Below are 15928 nucleotides of genomic sequence, written 5' to 3' on the forward strand. Positions count from 1 at the left end.
TTTTTGAAACTCGTGCGTTGCACACCGAAACGAGAGCACTCAATTCCGCGACAAACAGTACCTACACCCTGTTCTTGTCACAGTTACAACAGTTGAAGCTTGTTCTTGCTCATCTTGCGGCGTTTGTGATCCGTCCCGAAATCCGCTCCTCAGGCATTCGAATAACCACGACATCACGCAAGGTGACCGCCGTTACATCGCAGTGCATGGCTTGCCACCATTTATCAACCGTGAATCCACTGTTACGTGGTGGAAATAAAGTTGCGTGTCATCTTGCTATAACCAACACCTCACTCATCGTTTTCGCGATAGAGTTGGACGAGATTGCGCCGTCGCAACCTACATCTTCCTGAGCCTTAATGAGCTCCGGAATATATGGGAGGCGACGGCGTATTGCGTGTCAGCGGGAGAGATCTCCCGTCCGAGCCTGAATGGAAGGAACGCCGCTGTGGCGACTGAATCCTTAGTAGAAGAGTTTTCACTGACCGAGTTGGACCGTAAGGCCATCGACACCACCCGTGTCCTGGCAGCCGACGCTGTTGAAAAAGTTGGCAATGGCCACCCCGGTACCGCCATGAGCCTGGCACCGGCCGCCTACCTGATTTTCCAGAAGCACCTGCGCCATGATCCGAAGGATCCGAACTGGATCGGACGCGACCGCTTCGTCCTCTCCCCTGGTCACACTTCCTTGACCCTGTACCTGCAGCTGTTCCTTTCCGGCTACGGCCTGGAGATGGAAGACATCGAGGCACTGCGCACCTGGGGCGCCAAGACCCCGGGCCACCCAGAGTACGGCCACACCGCCGGCGTCGAAATCACCACCGGTCCACTGGGCCAGGGCCTGGCTTCCGCCGTGGGCTTCGCCTACTCCCAGCGCCGCATGCGCGGCCTGCTGGATCCGGCCGCCGAGCCGGGCACCAGCCCATTCGACCACACCGTGTACGTCATTGCTTCCGATGGCGACCTGCAGGAAGGCGTCACCTCCGAGGCCTCCTCGCTGGCGGGCCACCAGGAACTTGGCAACCTCGTCGTAATTTACGATGACAACAAGATCTCCATCGAGAACGACACCGACATCGCCTTCACCGAAGATGTCCTCGGCCGCTACGACTCCTACGGCTGGCACACCCAGCGTGTTGACTGGACCGTCACCGGCGAATACGTGGAAGACCTGAAGGCACTGGATGAGGCAATTCGCGCTGCCAAGGCCGAGACCTCCCGCCCTTCGATCATCGCACTGCGCACCGTCATCGGCTGGCCAGCACCAACCAAGCAGAACACCGGCGGCATCCACGGTTCGAAGCTCGGCACCGAAGAAGTAGCAGGCCTCAAGGAGGTCCTGGGCTTCGACCCGGCAAAGAACTTCCACATCGACCAGGAAGTACTGGATCACGCCCGCGAGGTTGTCACCCGCGGCGCAGACCTGCACGCTTCGTGGAACGAAGGCTTCAACGCTTGGAAGAGCGCAAACCCGGAGCAGGCTGCCCTGCTGGAGCGCCTGGAATCGGGCAAGCTGCCTGAAGGCTGGACCGAGAAGCTTCCGGTCTTCGAGCCAGGCTCCACCATGGCTACACGTTCGGCTTCGGGCAAGGTCATCAACGCCATCGCCGATGAGTTGCCAGAACTCTGGGGCGGCTCGGCCGACCTCGCAGGTTCGAACAACACCACCATCGACACCGCGAAGTCCTTCGCTCCGGAGCGTCGCTCCACCGCTTCGTGGGATGCCAGCCCATACGGCCGTGTCCTGCACTTCGGCATCCGCGAGCACGCTGCTGCCTCGATCGTCAACGGCATTGTGCTCTCCAGCCCAACCCGCGCGTTCTCCGGCACCTTCCTGATCTTCTCGGATTACCAGCGTCCGGCCATCCGCTTGGCTGCCTTGATGGGTGTTCCATCGATCTTCGTATGGACCCACGACTCCATCGGTCTGGGCGAAGACGGCCCAACCCACCAGCCAGTCGAGCAGCTCGCTTCCCTGCGCATCATCCCGAACTTCGACGTGGTCCGCCCAGCGGATGCCAACGAAGTCGCCTACGCATGGCGCGGCATGCTGGAACTGACCGACACCCCATCGGGCATCGTGCTCTCCCGCCAGAACCTGCCAATCTACGATCGCGCAGCCGCCGGCTTCCGCGGCGCAGAAGGCACCCTGAAGGGTGGCTACATCCTGGCCGAGGCAGTACGCGACGGCGCAGAGGTCACCCCAGACGTGATCCTGCTGGCTACCGGTTCCGAGGTGGAACTGGCAGTCGAGGCCCGCGAGGAACTGGCCGCCAAGAACATCGCCGCCCGCGTTGTTTCGCTGCCTTCGCTGGAGTGGTTCGCCAAGCAGGATGCCGCCTACCGCGAAGAGGTCCTGCCCGCTGCCATCACCGCCCGCGTGTCGGTTGAAGCTGGCGTGGCCCAGGGCTGGCGCGAACTGGTCGGCGCCAATGGCGAAATCATCTCCCTGGATCACTTCGGCGCTTCCGCCGATTACAAGAAGCTGTACTCCGAGTTCGGCATCACCACCGCGGCCGTTGTTGCCGCAGCCGAAACCTCCGTGCAGAACGCTGCAAAGTAAGGAACCGAAGTAAATATTATGAGCAACCCAAATACCCAGGCCCTGTCCGATGCCGGCGTTTCGATCTGGCTCGACGACCTTTCCCGCGAGCGGCTGACCAGCGGTTCGCTGGCCAAGCTGATCGAAGAGAAGAACGTCGTCGGCGTGACCACCAACCCTGCGATCTTCGCAGCTTCGCTGTCCAAGGCCGAGGTGTACGGCGAAGCCATCGCCGAGCAGCGCGACAAGTCCGTTGAAGATGCGATCACCGAAATCACCAGCGATGACGTAGCCGCGGCCTGCGACCTGTTCAAGGGCATCTACGAGTCTTCCAAGGGCTTCGACGGCCGCGTATCCATCGAGGTCGACCCTCGCCTGGCTCACGAAACCGCGCCGACCATCGCACAGGCCAAGGCCCTGTACGAGCGTGTCAACCGCGAAAACGTGCTGATCAAGATCCCGGCAACCCTTGAGGGCCTGGAAGCGATCACCGAGACCATCGCCGAAGGCATCTCGGTCAACGTCACCCTGATCTTCTCGCTGGAACGCTACCGCGAAGTCATCAACGCCTACCTGATCGGCCTGGAGAAGGCCCACGCCAAGGGCCTTGACCTGTCCAAGATCCACTCGGTTGCTTCCTTCTTCGTCTCCCGTGTGGACACCGAGATCGACAAGCGCCTGGATGCCATTGGCACCGAGGCAGCCACCGCGTTGCGCGGCCAGGCTGGCGTGGCCAACGCCCGCCTTGCCTACCAGGTTTTCGAAGAGACCTTCTCCTCGGCTCGCTACGAGGTGCTGGCAGCCGCCGGTGCCAACGTCCAGCGTCCGCTGTGGGCCTCGACCGGCGTCAAGGATCCTGCCTACCCATCCACCCTGTACGTCACCGAACTGGTGGCACCGCAGACCGTGAACACCATGCCGGAAAAGACCCTGGATGCCACTGCAGCCGAGGCCGAGGTTCGCGGCAACACGATCGCCGGCAGCTACGATGCAGCCAACCGCGTGCTGGACAAGCTCGCCGCGCAGGGCATCGACTACAACGAGATCGTGAACCTGTTGGAGGTCGAGGGCGTCGACAAGTTCGAGGTCGCCTGGAACGAACTGCTCGAAGATATGTCCGTTGCACTGAAGGGAGCCAAGTAGATGGAACTCGGTTTGGTGACCTCTGGCGAGGCCCTGGCCTCCGTTGATGCACTGCTCCCGAAGCTCATCGAAGCTAAAGTCGGCAGCCGCATCGCAGCCCAGGATCCTACCGTGTGGGGTCCGGCAGCAGAAGCAGAATCCTCCATCCGCCTGGGCTGGGTCAACCCCTTCGAGGCAGCTGGCAAGCTGATCCCGGCCATCCTGGAACTGCGCGATGAGCTGCAGAAGGAAAACCTGACCCGCGTCGTCTTGTGCGGCATGGGCGGCTCGTCCCTGGCTCCTGAAGTCATCGCGGCCCACGACGAGGTTGACCTGGTCATCTGCGACACCACCGACCCGTCGATGGTCAAGCAGATCGTGGAAACCGATCTGGAGCGCACCGTTGTGGTCGTATCTTCCAAGTCCGGCTCCACCGTTGAGACCGACTCCCAGCGCCGGGCATTCACCGCGGCATTCCAGGCAGCCGGCATCGATCCAGCCACCCGCCTGGTGCTGGTGACCGATCCGGGTTCGCCCATGGACAATCCTGAAGGCGTTCGCGCGGTCTTCAATGCCGACCCGAACGTCGGCGGCCGCTACTCGGCACTGACCGCCTTCGGCCTGGTTCCTTCGGGCCTGGCCGGTGCCGACATCGAAGCCCTGGTTGAAGAATCCGGACTGATCAATGACGTCTTGGCTTCGGACGACGAGGACAACCTGGCGCTGCACCTGGGGGCTGCCATGGCCACCGCAGGCCGCGACAAGCTGCTGATCGCCTGCGTCGGCGACGCACTGCCAGGCTTCGGCGATTGGGCTGAGCAGCTCATCGCTGAATCCACCGGCAAGGACGGCAAGGGAGTCCTCCCGGTAGCCGCCCACGTCGACGCGCCAGAGCTGAAGAACCTGCCTGCCGATGTCGTGCCGCTGTTCGTCTATGACGAACTGCCAGAAGAGATCGACGAGGAAACCACCGGAGTGCACTTCAGCGCGCCGCTGGGCACCGCGTTCATGATCTTCGAGTACGCCACCGCGGTAGCCGGCTACCTGCTGGGCATCAGCCCATTCGACCAGCCGGATGTCGAAGCCGCGAAGGTCGCAGCCCGCTCGATGCTGGAGGCCCCGGCCGCCGCCGAGCCCGATGCAGTCGACGGCTCGGTGCAGTTGTTCGGCACCACCGCGAGCACCTTGGATGCCGCGTTGGCCGAGCTGACCGCCAAGCTGCCTGAGGACGGCTACTTCGCCATCCAGGCGTACCTGAACCGCACCTCGGATAACGAGCTGCAGGAACTGCGCGATCTGTTCGCCGAGAAGACCGGACGTCCGGTCACCTTCGGCTGGGGCCCGCGCTTCCTGCACTCCACCGGCCAGTACCACAAGGGCGGCCCGGCTCAGGGTGTCTTCCTGCAGATTACCGCTGACCACCAGGACGACCTCGAGATCCCGGATCGTCCATACTCCTTCGGCTCCCTGATCACTGCCCAGGCCATCGGCGATGGCGCAGTGCTCTCGGATGCCGAGCACAACCGCCCAGTGCTGCGCGTGAACCTCACGGACCGCGCAGCCGGAATCGCTGCCCTGCTTGAGGCAGCGAAGTAAGGCACTAATGAGTAATCCACTACGCGATGCCCGCGACCGGCGACTTAACCGCATTGCCGGTCCGGGCGCGCTGGTGTTCTTCGGAATCACCGGCGACCTTGCCCGCAAGAAATTGATGCCAGCTGTCTATGACCTGGCCAACCGCGGGCTGCTCCCCCCGAATTTTGCCATCGTCGGCTTCGGCCGCCGCGACTGGAGCGCCGAGGACTTCGCGAACCAGGCCCGCGAATGGATCCTCGCCAGCTCCCGAACCCCGTTCAACGAAACGGTCTTCGCCCAGCTGGCCTCCGGAATGCGCTTCATCTCCGGTGCTTTCGACGATGACGACGCCTACAAGAAGCTCGCCGAGACCCTCGACGAGCTGGCGGAGTCCCGTTCCACCGGCCGCAACCATGCTTTCTACCTCTCGATCCCGCCAAGCTGGTTCGAAATCGTCTGCCAGAAGCTCTCCGAGCACCACCTGGCCAATGATTCCAACCCCGGCTGGGAACGCGTGGTCATCGAGAAGCCGTTCGGCCACAACCTGCAAAGCGCCCGCGAACTGAACCAGATCGTGGAATCCGTGTTCCCTCCGGATCAGGTCTTCCGCATCGACCACTATCTGGGCAAGGAAACCGTGCAGAACCTGCTGGCTCTGCGTTTCGGCAACCAGATGTTCGAGCCGCTGTGGAACAACAAGTACGTTGACCACGTCCAGATCACCATGGCCGAGGACATCGGCATCGGCGGACGTGCCAGCTACTACGACGGCGTGGGCGCGGCCCGCGACGTCATCCAGAACCACCTGCTCCAGCTGCTCGCGCTGACCGCCATGGAGGAGCCGATCTCCTTCAACGCCGATCACCTGCGCAGCGAAAAGGAAAAGGTCCTCTCGGCGGTTGAGCTGCCCGAGGATCTGGGAGCTGCCAGTGCCCGCGGCCAGTACACCTCCGGGTGGCAGGGCGCCGAAGAGGTTGTCGGCTTCCTCGATGAGGAAGGCTTCAACCCGAAGTCCAAGACCGAAACCTATGCGGCGGTGCGCTTGAACATCAAGACCCGCCGATGGGATGGCGTGCCGTTCTACCTGCGTGCCGGCAAGCGCCTGGGACGCCGCGTCACCGAGATCGCCGTGGTCTTCAAGAAGGCCCCGAACCTGCTCTTCGGCGACCACGATTCCGACGAGTTCGGCCAGAACGCCTTCGTGATCCGCGTCCAGCCAGATGAAGGCGCCACCATCCGCATCGCCTCGAAGGTGCCAGGCACCCAGATGGAAATCCGCGATGTCACCATGGACTTCGGCTACGGCAACGCCTTCACCGAATCCTCCCCGGAAGCCTACGAGCGCCTGATCCTCGACGTGCTCCTGGGCGAACCGCCGCTGTTCCCGCGCCATGAGGAAGTGGAACAGTCCTGGCGGATCCTGGATCCGTTCGAGGAATACTGGGCTTCGCAGCCAACCCAGCCGGATCCATATGCTCCGGGGTCGTGGGGACCAGCCAGCAGCGATGAGCTGATGGCCAAAGATGGAAGGACGTGGCGACGCCCATGATGATCGATCTTCCCAACACCACCACCTCCAAGGTGGCCAAAAAGCTGATCTCCTCGCGCCGTACCCACGGCGTGGTGGCGCTCTCCCGCGTGCTGACCCTGGTGGTCATCACCCGCGAAGGCTTCGCGGAGAACGCGATCGAAGCTGCCAACCTGGCCAGCCGCGAGCACCCCTGCCGCATCATCGTGGTGGTGCGCGGCAATACCAAGGAGAAGAACCGCCTGGACGTGCAGATCCGCGTGGGCGGTGACGCCGGCGCTTCCGAGGTCATCGTCATGCGCACCTTCGGCCCGGACGTCGTCGCAGATGAGGCGCTGATTTCCGCGCTGCTGCTGCCGGACGCCCCGATCGTCGCCTGGTGGCCGCATGGCGTGCCGAAGGATCCATTCGCAACCGCATTGGGCCGGCTGGCGCACCGCCGCATCACCGATTCGGCAGAAGAGTCCGATCCGGTGGCCTCGCTCTATGGCCGCGCCGACAGCTACCACGCTGGCGATACCGACCTGGCCTGGACCCGCCTGACCTACTGGCGCGGACAGCTCGCGAGCATCATCGACCTGGTCGGCACCGAGGACCTGACCGGCATCACCGTGAAGGGCGCGGAGAACTCGCCTTCCACCGTATTGCTGGCTGCCTGGCTAACCATGAGCCTCGATTTGCCGGTGACGATCGCCGCGGATAACACCACCGGGGGCCTGTCCAGCGTGCGCCTGTCCCGCGAGGCTGGCGATGTGGAACTCTCGCGTCCCTCCGGCGCGGTGGCCCACCTGTACCAGCCAGGCTCCGCCCCGCAGCGCATCTCCCTGCCTCGCCGTTCCGTCGCGGACTGCCTGGCCGAGGAAATGCGCCGCCTGGATGCCGACGAGGTCTTCGGCGACGTCATCACCAAGGGCCTGAAGATGACCCAGATCGGGAGCGTGGTTCCCAGTGATCGCTAGGCAAATCACCATCCACGACGACGTCGCTTCCACCGCGCATGCCATCGCCGCCCGCTTGATCACCTCGATCAACGACGCGATCGCGGCCCGCGGGGTCGCGCACGTGGTGGTCACCGGCGGCAGCCTGGGCATTGCCGCGCTGGTAGCGGTCGCTGAAAACCCGGCCAAAACCTCGGTGAACTGGTCGCAGGTGCATTTCTGGTGGGGTGACGAGCGCTTTGTCGACAGTGATTCCGCCGATCGCAATGTGCTGCAGGCCGAGCCGCTCTTCGCCGCACTGGACGAATTGGGGCTGGACCGCGGCACCGTCCACGCCATGGGCGCCAGCGACCAGTACGAGAGTGCCGAGCAGGCCGCCGTGGCCTACACGCAGCTGCTCGCGCAGGAAGCACCGGAAGGTTCCGCCTCGCCGGTCTTCGACGTTCTGATGCTGGGCATGGGCCCGGATTCGCATGTGGCTTCGCTTTTCCCGAACCACACGCGCTCCGATGAGCTCGGGGCCATCGCGGTCCACGACTCCCCCAAGCCGCCACCGCATCGCGTCAGCTTGACCATGGGGACCATCAACACCGCGCGCGAAGTGTGGTTGATCGTCGCCGGCGCCGACAAGGCTCCTGCCTTGGCCGCCGCCTCCCATGAAATCAACGAAGTGGCTGTTCCTGCCAGCGCAGTGCGCGGCACCCAAGCCACCCGCTGGATCGTCGATCGCGCCGCGTCAACACTGCTCTGATCAGCAACGCTAGGTCGGCTCCGTGAACCTCTTGGTTCGAAGGAGCCGGCCTTTGCGCTAACCACCGTCTTTAAGGATTCCCATGCCAGAACTGCTCGCCCCGCTCAATGTCACGGTGATAGGTGCCGGGGTCATCGGCCTGTCCACCGCAAATGAACTGGCCAGCCAAGGCCACCGTGTGCGCGTGATCAGCGATCAGGAACCGCTGCACACCGTTTCCGCAGTCTCCGCGGCCATCTGGTTCCCGTACCACTCGGAGAACTCCCCCGCCGCCGATATCCTGCTCGCTCGAACCTTGGAACGCTTCGAGGCGCTCTCCTTGATTCCGGAGACCGGAGTCGACCTTCGCTTCGGCATGGATGTCGAGCGGCGCGCGGATGCCGATCGCTCATGGACCAGGCATGTTGCCGACGCCGCGGTCGTCGACCCGGAGCTGCTGCCCGACGGCGCGCTCTCGGCCACCAGCGGAACGGTCCCGGTCATCACCATGCCGACCTATCTAGCCTGGCTGCAACAGCAGTGCCAGCGGCTCGGCGTGCAATTCGAGCAACGCACGGTCACCGATCTGGACGAACTGGGTGCCCACAGCGATGCAGTAGTGGTGGCCGCCGGGATCCGCGGAGGCGAATTGCTGGGCGATGACCACAGCGTCTATCCGATTCGCGGCCAGGTCATCCGCCTTGCTAATACCGCCGGATTGACCGACTGGTTCAGCGATGACGACCACCCGCAGGGTGTCTGCTATGTCATTCCGCGGCGCGATGACATCATCGTGGGCGGGACCGACGTCGCCCACGACACCAACCTCGAAGTTGATGAACAGACGGCGATCGACATGCTCGATCGCGCCATCTCCCTGGTGCCGCAGCTGGCCGATTGCGAAGTCCTGGAACACAAGGTCGGCCTGCGTCCGGCGCGGGAAACCATCCGGCTGGAGCACGTTGCCGGGTACGGCATCCCGGTGATCGCGGCTTATGGCCATGGCGGCGGCGGTGTCACCCTGTCCTGGGGCACCGCGCGGCGAGTGGTGGAATTGCTGAACTCGTAGGCCCGGATAGTGCACGATTAAACCCAAACTTCATCCTATTTAAACACTGTGTTGCCGATGACGGGCTAGGCTCGCCATAGAACGCCAAATGGTGTCGTTCGCTGCCTAGGCTGGGGCAGTTTTCGGCACTGCGTTTCGAAAACTGGGAGAAGGTCCGTTCCACCGCGCTCTGCACCGCGCGCGGGGACGTGCCGGGCCGTCGCAGTACCTGGCCCAGCGGCGAACGACGCCTTTGATGACATTTGCCGGTCATAGGCGACGACAGATCGCCGGCCTTAGAGTAATGTCACGTTTCACGCACGACCACTTTCAACCCAGGTACCACTGAAGATCACGAGAGCAGCCAATGTCGCAATCATTCGATGCCCGTCAACTCCGCGAGACGACCGCCGCAGATTCTGCGCCGACGCCAGCACAGTTTCGCCAGGCCTTGTTGCGCCACCTGCAGTACACGGTCGGCAAGAGCCCGCAGCAAGCCTCGCTCTTCGACTGGCGGATGGCCCTGTCCCACACGGTGCGTGATTACGCGGTTGATCCGTGGTTCAGCGCTACCCGTCGTACCTGGGATGAAGACCGCAAACGCGTCTACTACCTGTCGATGGAATTCCTGATCGGCCGGCTGCTTGAAGACCAGGCCATCAACCTGGGCCTGCGCGATGTCATGGTCCAAGTCCTGGCGGAATTCGGCTTGAGCTTCGATGAGGTAGCCGAGGGAGAACCCGATGCCGCCTTGGGCAACGGCGGCCTGGGACGGCTCGCGGCCTGCTACCTCGAATCCATGGCCACCATGGGCTGCCCCGCCTACGGCTACGGCCTGCGCTACGAACACGGGCTGTTCCGCCAGCTCTTCGAAAACGGGCGTCAGATCGAAACCCCGGAAAATTGGTTGGCCACCGACAACCCATGGGACTTCACCCGCCCCGAAGCCGCCTACCCGGTCGGCTTCGGCGGCGAGCTGCACGATCACGACGGCACCTCCATCTGGTCGCCACGCTCCAAGGTCCTCGCCTCGGCCCATGACACCCCGGTGGTTGGCTACGGCGGCCAATGGGCGAATACCCTGCGCCTTTGGGCCGCGATGCCCAGCGCCGACCTTTTCGATCTGGATCGCTTCAACGCCGGCGACTTCGCCGCCGCCTCCGAACCCGAAGCATTGGCCCGCAGCCTCAGCCGCGTTTTGTACCCGAACGACACCACCGAGGGCGGCAAGGAGCTGCGCCTTTCCCAGGAGTACTTCCTGACCTCCGCCTCGGTGCAGGACATCCTTCGCCGCTACCTGGCGGCACACGATGACCTGCTCAAGCTCCCCGAGTTCGTGGCCATCCAGATGAACGACACACATCCAGCCATCGCCGGCCCCGAGCTGATCCGCCTGCTGGTTGACGAGCACGCCGTGGACTTCGATACGGCGGTGGAAACCGCGACCGGCGTCCTGGGCTATACCAACCACACGCTGCTGCCCGAAGCCCTGGAACGCTGGAGCGTCGGGCTGATGCGCAAGGTCCTGCCACGCCATCTGCAGATCATCGAGACCCTCGACACCCAATTCATCGCGCTGCAGGGCCAGGTCTCGGATCCGGTGCGCCTGATCAGCAACGATCAGGTCAGCATGGGCGATTTGGCGTTCACCACCAGCCACAAGGTCAACGGCGTGTCAGCGCTCCACACCGAACTGGTCAGCCAGGAGCTGTTCCCGGTCCACAACGAACTGCACCCAGGGCGGATCGTGAACATCACCAACGGAGTCACCCCGCGTCGTTGGCTCAAACTCGCCAACCCATCGCTGGCCGCATTGATCACCGACACCATCGGCGCCGGGTGGGAGACAGATCTGGAGCGGCTGCGCGAACTCGAACCTTATGCCGAGGATCCTGCCTTCCGCGATGCCTTCGGCCGCAGCAAGCGCCAGGCCAAGGAGCATTTCACCGGCTGGCTGGTCGCTGAGCACGGTATCGAACTGCCTGCCGAGGCGTTGTATGACGCCCAGGTGAAACGGCTGCACGAATACAAGCGCCAGCTGTTGAACATCTTGTGGACCATTGCGCACTGGCAGCGGATCAAGCGCGATCCGCAGGCCAGCTGGGTCCCCCGGGTCAAGATCTTCGGTGGCAAGGCAGCACCGAGCTACCACATGGCCAAACTGATCATCCAGCTGATCAACGACGTCGCCGAAGTCGTGAACAACGATCCGGAAACCCGCCACCTGCTGCGCGTGGTCTACCCGCCGAACTACGGTGTATCCATGGCCGAAAAACTGATTCCGGCGGCCGATCTGTCCGAGCAGATATCCACCGCGGGCATGGAAGCCTCAGGCACCGGCAATATGAAGTTCGCCCTCAATGGGGCGTTGACCATCGGCACCCTTGACGGGGCGAACGTCGAAATCCGCGAGCATGTCGGTGCCGAGAATTTCTTCCTCTTCGGGCTCACCACCGAACAGGTCGCCGAACGCCGCGCCCAGCAGGGCCACTCCCGCGCCGCGCTGGAGGCCAGCCAAACCCTGCGCGATGTCCTGCAGGCCATTGCCGAAGGCACCTTCAGCCCCGAGGATCATCACCGCTATGACGGGCTGCTGGAGACCATGTGGAACAGCGACTGGTTCCTGGTTGCATCGGACTTCGAGGATTACGACCGGGCCCAAGGCGAAGTAGCCGACTGCTACAGCGACCCCGAAAAGTGGCAGCGCATGGCCATCTTGAACATCGCTCGCATGGGGTATTTCAGCTCCGACCGCTCAATCCGCGAATATATGTCTCAGATTTGGGACGTGGAATCCGCGCTGTAGCCGGTCACCTTCTGTCACGACATGTAATACAAAGGTGACCTGCGTCATCTTGGGTCCAGCGGGCTCTGCGTGTGTTTGGATGAGAGCAAAAGCAACAGCAAGGAGCCGACGTGCCAGACGAGGATACAAGCCATCCGGTGCTCGATGCGCGGCAGGTGCGCCTGCTGTCCCAGGGGCGGCATCCGGATCCTTTCTCCGTGCTCGGCCCCACCGAAGACGGACGGCACCTGGTGGCGCGCATTCCAGGCGCAATTCAGCTCTGGGCAGTGAACGCCACCGACCAGGTGCAGCTTGAACCTCATCCCCAGGACCCTGAGCTTTTCACCGGCCCCGCACTTCCGTACTACAGGTTGCGCATCCGCTGGGCCTCGGGATATGTCGAGGAACGCGAGGACCCGTACCGCTTCGGGCCGGTCATCGGCGAATTCGACGAACACCTGATCGGCGAAGGTGAACACCGCAGCCTCTGGAAAGCACTGGGTGCGCACCTGATCACCCACGAGCAGGTTGCTGGCGCGCATTTCGCGCTGTGGGCGCCCAATGCTCGGCGGGTCAGCGTAGTTGGCGATTTCAACTCATGGAACGGCACCGCCCATCCCATGCGTGCGCGCGGCGCCACCGGAGTTTGGGAACTATTCCTGCCCGGTCTCGACGAGGGCGCGGTGTACAAGTACGAGATCCTGGGCCCTGACGGCGAGCTGTTGCCGTTGAAGGCCGATCCCGTTGGCTTCGGCTCCGAGCACCCGCCGGCCACCGGTTCGGTGATCCGGCGGATCGAGGCCCATGATTGGCGCGATGGATCATGGCTCGCCCGCCGCGAGCAGATCAACTCGGTCAACGCCCCGATCAGCATCTACGAGGTGCATCTGGGTTCCTGGCGGCGTACCGAGGGCACCGGCCAATCGCTGAGCTACCTTCAACTGGCCACGCAACTCGTGGACTACGCCGCCGACATGGGATTCACCCACATCGAGGTCCTGCCTGTCACCGAGCATCCCTTCGACGGATCCTGGGGCTACCAGCCCATCGGTCTCTTCGCGCCAACGATCCGCTACGGCACTCCGCAGGAATTCGCGGCCTTCGTCGACGCCGCCCACCAACGCGGGCTCGGGGTCATTGCCGATTGGGTTCCGGGGCACTTCCCCACCGACCAACATGGCTTGGGCCGGTTCGACGGTACTGCGCTCTACGAGCATCTTGATCCACGTGAGGGCTTCCACCCGGACTGGAACACGTTGATCTACAACTACGGCCGCCCCGAGGTGCGCAACTATCTGGTGGCCAATGCACTGTATTGGCTGGGCGAATACCACCTCGATGGGCTGCGCGTGGATGCTGTCGCCTCGATGATCAACCGCGACTACTCGCGCGCCGAGGGCGAATGGATCGCCAATAAGGACGGCGGGAATGAAAACTACGAGGCCTTGGACTTCCTGAAGCAGACCAATGTGGCCAGCTATGCGCAGCACCCGGGCATCGCGATGATCGCCGAAGACTCCACCGCCTACCCCGGAGTCACCCGCCCGGTGGATGCCGGCGGCCTGGGCTTCGGCTACAAGTGGAACCTCGGGTGGATGAATGACTCGCTGGAGTACTTCGGCAAGGATCCGGTCTACCGAAAGCACCACCACAACCAGCTGACCTTCGGCATCACTTATGCCTTCAGCGAGAACTTCCTGCTGCCCATCAGCCATGACGAGGTCGTGCATGGCAAGGGCTCGATGTACTCGCGCATGCCGGGCAGCCACGCCGACAAGCTCGGCAACCTCAAGGCCTTCTACGGCTACATGTGGGGGCATCCGGGCAAGAAGCTGCTGTTCATGGGCCAGGAATTCGGCCAACCCGCCGAATGGGACTACCAGGCCCAGCTCGACTGGAACATCCTCGATGATCCCGGCCATGCCGGAGTGCAGACCCTGGTCCAGGATCTCAACCGGATCTACCGCGAGCAACCGGCCCTGCATCGGGGCGATGCCCGCCCGGAGGGGTTCCAATGGCTGCTGGTCGACGACATCGAGCATCAGGTCTTCGCTTGGCTGCGCCGCGGCGAACCTGGCGATCCCCACGTGGTCGTCGTTCTGAACCTCACCCCGGTGGAACGCACCGGATTCCGCATTGGATTCCCGGTGGCCGGACGCTGGGTCGAGGCCCTGAATACCGATTCCGAACGCTACCACGGGGCCAATCGCGGTCACGGTGGAGCCATCGAAACCGAAGCCGTCCCCTCAGGCGGCGAAGCACAATCCGCACTGCTCACGCTCCCACCCTTATCGGCAATCTATTTTGTGGAGGAACGCTCATGAATACCACTTCCAATAGGCGCAATGCAGCCGGTGCACCACCGCGCCTGTCCAGCCAGGCGATGGCCTTCGTCCTGGCTGGCGGCCGAGGCAGCCGACTCGAGGAGCTCACCGACCGGCGTGCAAAACCTGCGGTCCACTTTGGCGGCAAGTCGCGCATCATCGACTTCCCGCTCTCCAACGCCTATAACTCCGGGGTGCGCAAGATGGCCGTTGCCACCCAATACAAGGCCCATTCGCTGATCCGGCACATGCAGCGTGGCTGGAACTTCTTCCGAGCCGAGCGCAACGAGTACCTGGACATCCTGCCTGCCAGCCAGCGCGTCCAGGAGAACAAGTGGTACCTGGGCACCGCGGATGCGGTCACGCAGAATATCGACATCGTCGATGATTATGACGTTGAGTACGTGATCATCCTGGCCGGCGACCACGTATACAAAATGGACTACGAGGTCATGCTGCGCCAGCATGTCCAGACCCAGGCCGACGTAACCATCGGCTGCTTGACTGTACCGCGTGAGGAAGCCACCGGCTTCGGCGTGATGCATGTTGATGAGAACGGCCGTATTGTCGACTTCCTCGAAAAGCCAGCCGATCCCCCGGGCATGCCTGACGATCCGGCGATGGCTCTGGCTTCCATGGGCATCTACGTCTTCAACTGGAAGTTCCTACGCGAGCTGTTGCTGGATGATGCCGAGGATGACAGCTCCAGCCACGACTTCGGGCATGATCTGATCCCGTCCATCGTGAAAAACGGCGGCGCCTACGCCCACAAATTCACCGAGTCCTGCGTCATGTCAGGTCTGGAGACTGAACCATACTGGCGCGATGTGGGCACCATCGACTCCTTCTGGCGAGCAAATCTCGACCTCACCGAGGTCGTCCCCTCGCTAGACCTCTACGACAACAGCTGGCCCATCTGGACCTATGCCGAGTTGACCCCTCCTGCCAAGTTCATCCACGACGATGAGTCACGCCGCGGACAAGCCGTGGAGTCACTGATCTCGGGCGATTGCATCCTCTCCGGAGCCGACGTACACAAGTCGCTGCTCTTCACCGGGAACCGGGCCCACTCCTTCTCCAAGCTTGACCAGGTCGTATCGCTGCCCAACGTTGATGTGGGGCGCAATGCGGACTTGACCAAATGCGTTATCGACAGCCGGGTGCGCATCCCCGAAGGGCTGATCGTCGGCCAGGATCCGGTCGAGGATTCCAAGTGGTTCCGCCGCACGGATTCGGGCGTCGTGCTCATTACCCAGCCGATGCTTGACCGCCGTGCCGCAATTCTCGAAGGCGGCATCTCGTGGAGCGCCGAGCAGTTGGAGGGGAAGTAGGATTC

Annotated in this window: 10 protein-coding genes; all 10 read left to right on the top strand. The window is 63.1% G+C overall.

Features of this window, described 5'->3' with window-relative positions:
* Positions 1–448: 448 nt before the first annotated feature.
* The 10 genes from tkt to glgC all read left to right on the top strand — a co-directional run bounded on the left by tkt (position 449) and on the right by glgC (position 15923).
* Complete coding sequence (gene tkt, locus D3791_RS00850; protein ID WP_022876395.1) at positions 449–2563, top strand: transketolase; 2115 nt, start codon at positions 449–451, stop codon at positions 2561–2563.
* Between the two features lie 18 nt (positions 2564–2581).
* The gene (gene tal / locus D3791_RS00855; protein WP_172511037.1) at positions 2582–3685 is read left to right on the top strand and encodes a transaldolase; all 1104 of its coding nucleotides are present in this window, start codon (positions 2582–2584) and stop codon (positions 3683–3685) included.
* Entirely contained in the window at positions 3686–5260 is a 1575-nt protein-coding gene (locus D3791_RS00860) for a glucose-6-phosphate isomerase (protein WP_172511038.1), read from the top strand.
* Positions 5261–5267: 7 nt separating this feature from the next.
* Complete coding sequence (gene zwf / locus D3791_RS00865; protein ID WP_022876398.1) at positions 5268–6788, top strand: glucose-6-phosphate dehydrogenase; 1521 nt, start codon at positions 5268–5270, stop codon at positions 6786–6788.
* Positions 6785–7726: a glucose-6-phosphate dehydrogenase assembly protein OpcA gene (locus tag D3791_RS00870; protein WP_022876399.1), complete on the top strand. Its 942-nt coding sequence runs from the start codon at positions 6785–6787 to the stop codon at positions 7724–7726. The genes zwf and D3791_RS00870 overlap by 4 nt, the downstream gene beginning before the upstream one ends.
* Positions 7716–8456 carry a 6-phosphogluconolactonase gene (gene pgl / locus D3791_RS00875; protein ID WP_172511039.1) on the top strand — a complete coding sequence of 247 codons (741 nt, stop codon included), beginning with the start codon at positions 7716–7718 and terminating at the stop codon, positions 8454–8456. Before D3791_RS00870 ends, pgl begins: the two co-directional genes overlap by 11 nt.
* 82 nt (positions 8457–8538) lie before the next feature.
* Positions 8539–9504: an FAD-dependent oxidoreductase gene (locus D3791_RS00880; protein ID WP_172511040.1), complete on the top strand. Its 966-nt coding sequence runs from the start codon at positions 8539–8541 to the stop codon at positions 9502–9504.
* A gap of 346 nt (positions 9505–9850) precedes the next feature.
* On the top strand, positions 9851–12289 hold the full coding sequence (locus tag D3791_RS00885; RefSeq protein ID WP_172511041.1) for a glycogen/starch/alpha-glucan phosphorylase: 2439 nt from the start codon (positions 9851–9853) through the stop codon (positions 12287–12289).
* A 110-nt stretch (positions 12290–12399) separates the two neighbouring features.
* Complete coding sequence (gene glgB / locus D3791_RS00890; protein WP_172511042.1) at positions 12400–14592, top strand: 1,4-alpha-glucan branching protein GlgB; 2193 nt, start codon at positions 12400–12402, stop codon at positions 14590–14592.
* On the top strand, positions 14589–15923 hold the full coding sequence (glgC, locus tag D3791_RS00895) for a glucose-1-phosphate adenylyltransferase (protein WP_172511043.1): 1335 nt from the start codon (positions 14589–14591) through the stop codon (positions 15921–15923). The genes glgB and glgC overlap by 4 nt, the downstream gene beginning before the upstream one ends.
* The last annotated feature ends 5 nt before the right edge of the window (positions 15924–15928 follow it).

Source organism: Glutamicibacter mishrai, from assembly GCF_012221945.1.
Taxonomy (GTDB): domain Bacteria; phylum Actinomycetota; class Actinomycetes; order Actinomycetales; family Micrococcaceae; genus Glutamicibacter; species Glutamicibacter mishrai.

Coding starts and splice junctions, on each gene's coding strand:
- tal (WP_172511037.1), top strand. CDS start 2,582: ATGAGCAACCCAAATACCCAGGCCCTGTCCGATGCCGGCGTTTCGATC.
- D3791_RS00860 (WP_172511038.1), top strand. CDS start 3,686: ATGGAACTCGGTTTGGTGACCTCTGGCGAGGCCCTGGCCTCCGTTGAT.
- zwf (WP_022876398.1), top strand. CDS start 5,268: ATGAGTAATCCACTACGCGATGCCCGCGACCGGCGACTTAACCGCATT.
- D3791_RS00870 (WP_022876399.1), top strand. CDS start 6,785: ATGATGATCGATCTTCCCAACACCACCACCTCCAAGGTGGCCAAAAAG.
- D3791_RS00880 (WP_172511040.1), top strand. CDS start 8,539: ATGCCAGAACTGCTCGCCCCGCTCAATGTCACGGTGATAGGTGCCGGG.
- D3791_RS00885 (WP_172511041.1), top strand. CDS start 9,851: ATGTCGCAATCATTCGATGCCCGTCAACTCCGCGAGACGACCGCCGCA.
- glgC (WP_172511043.1), top strand. CDS start 14,589: ATGAATACCACTTCCAATAGGCGCAATGCAGCCGGTGCACCACCGCGC.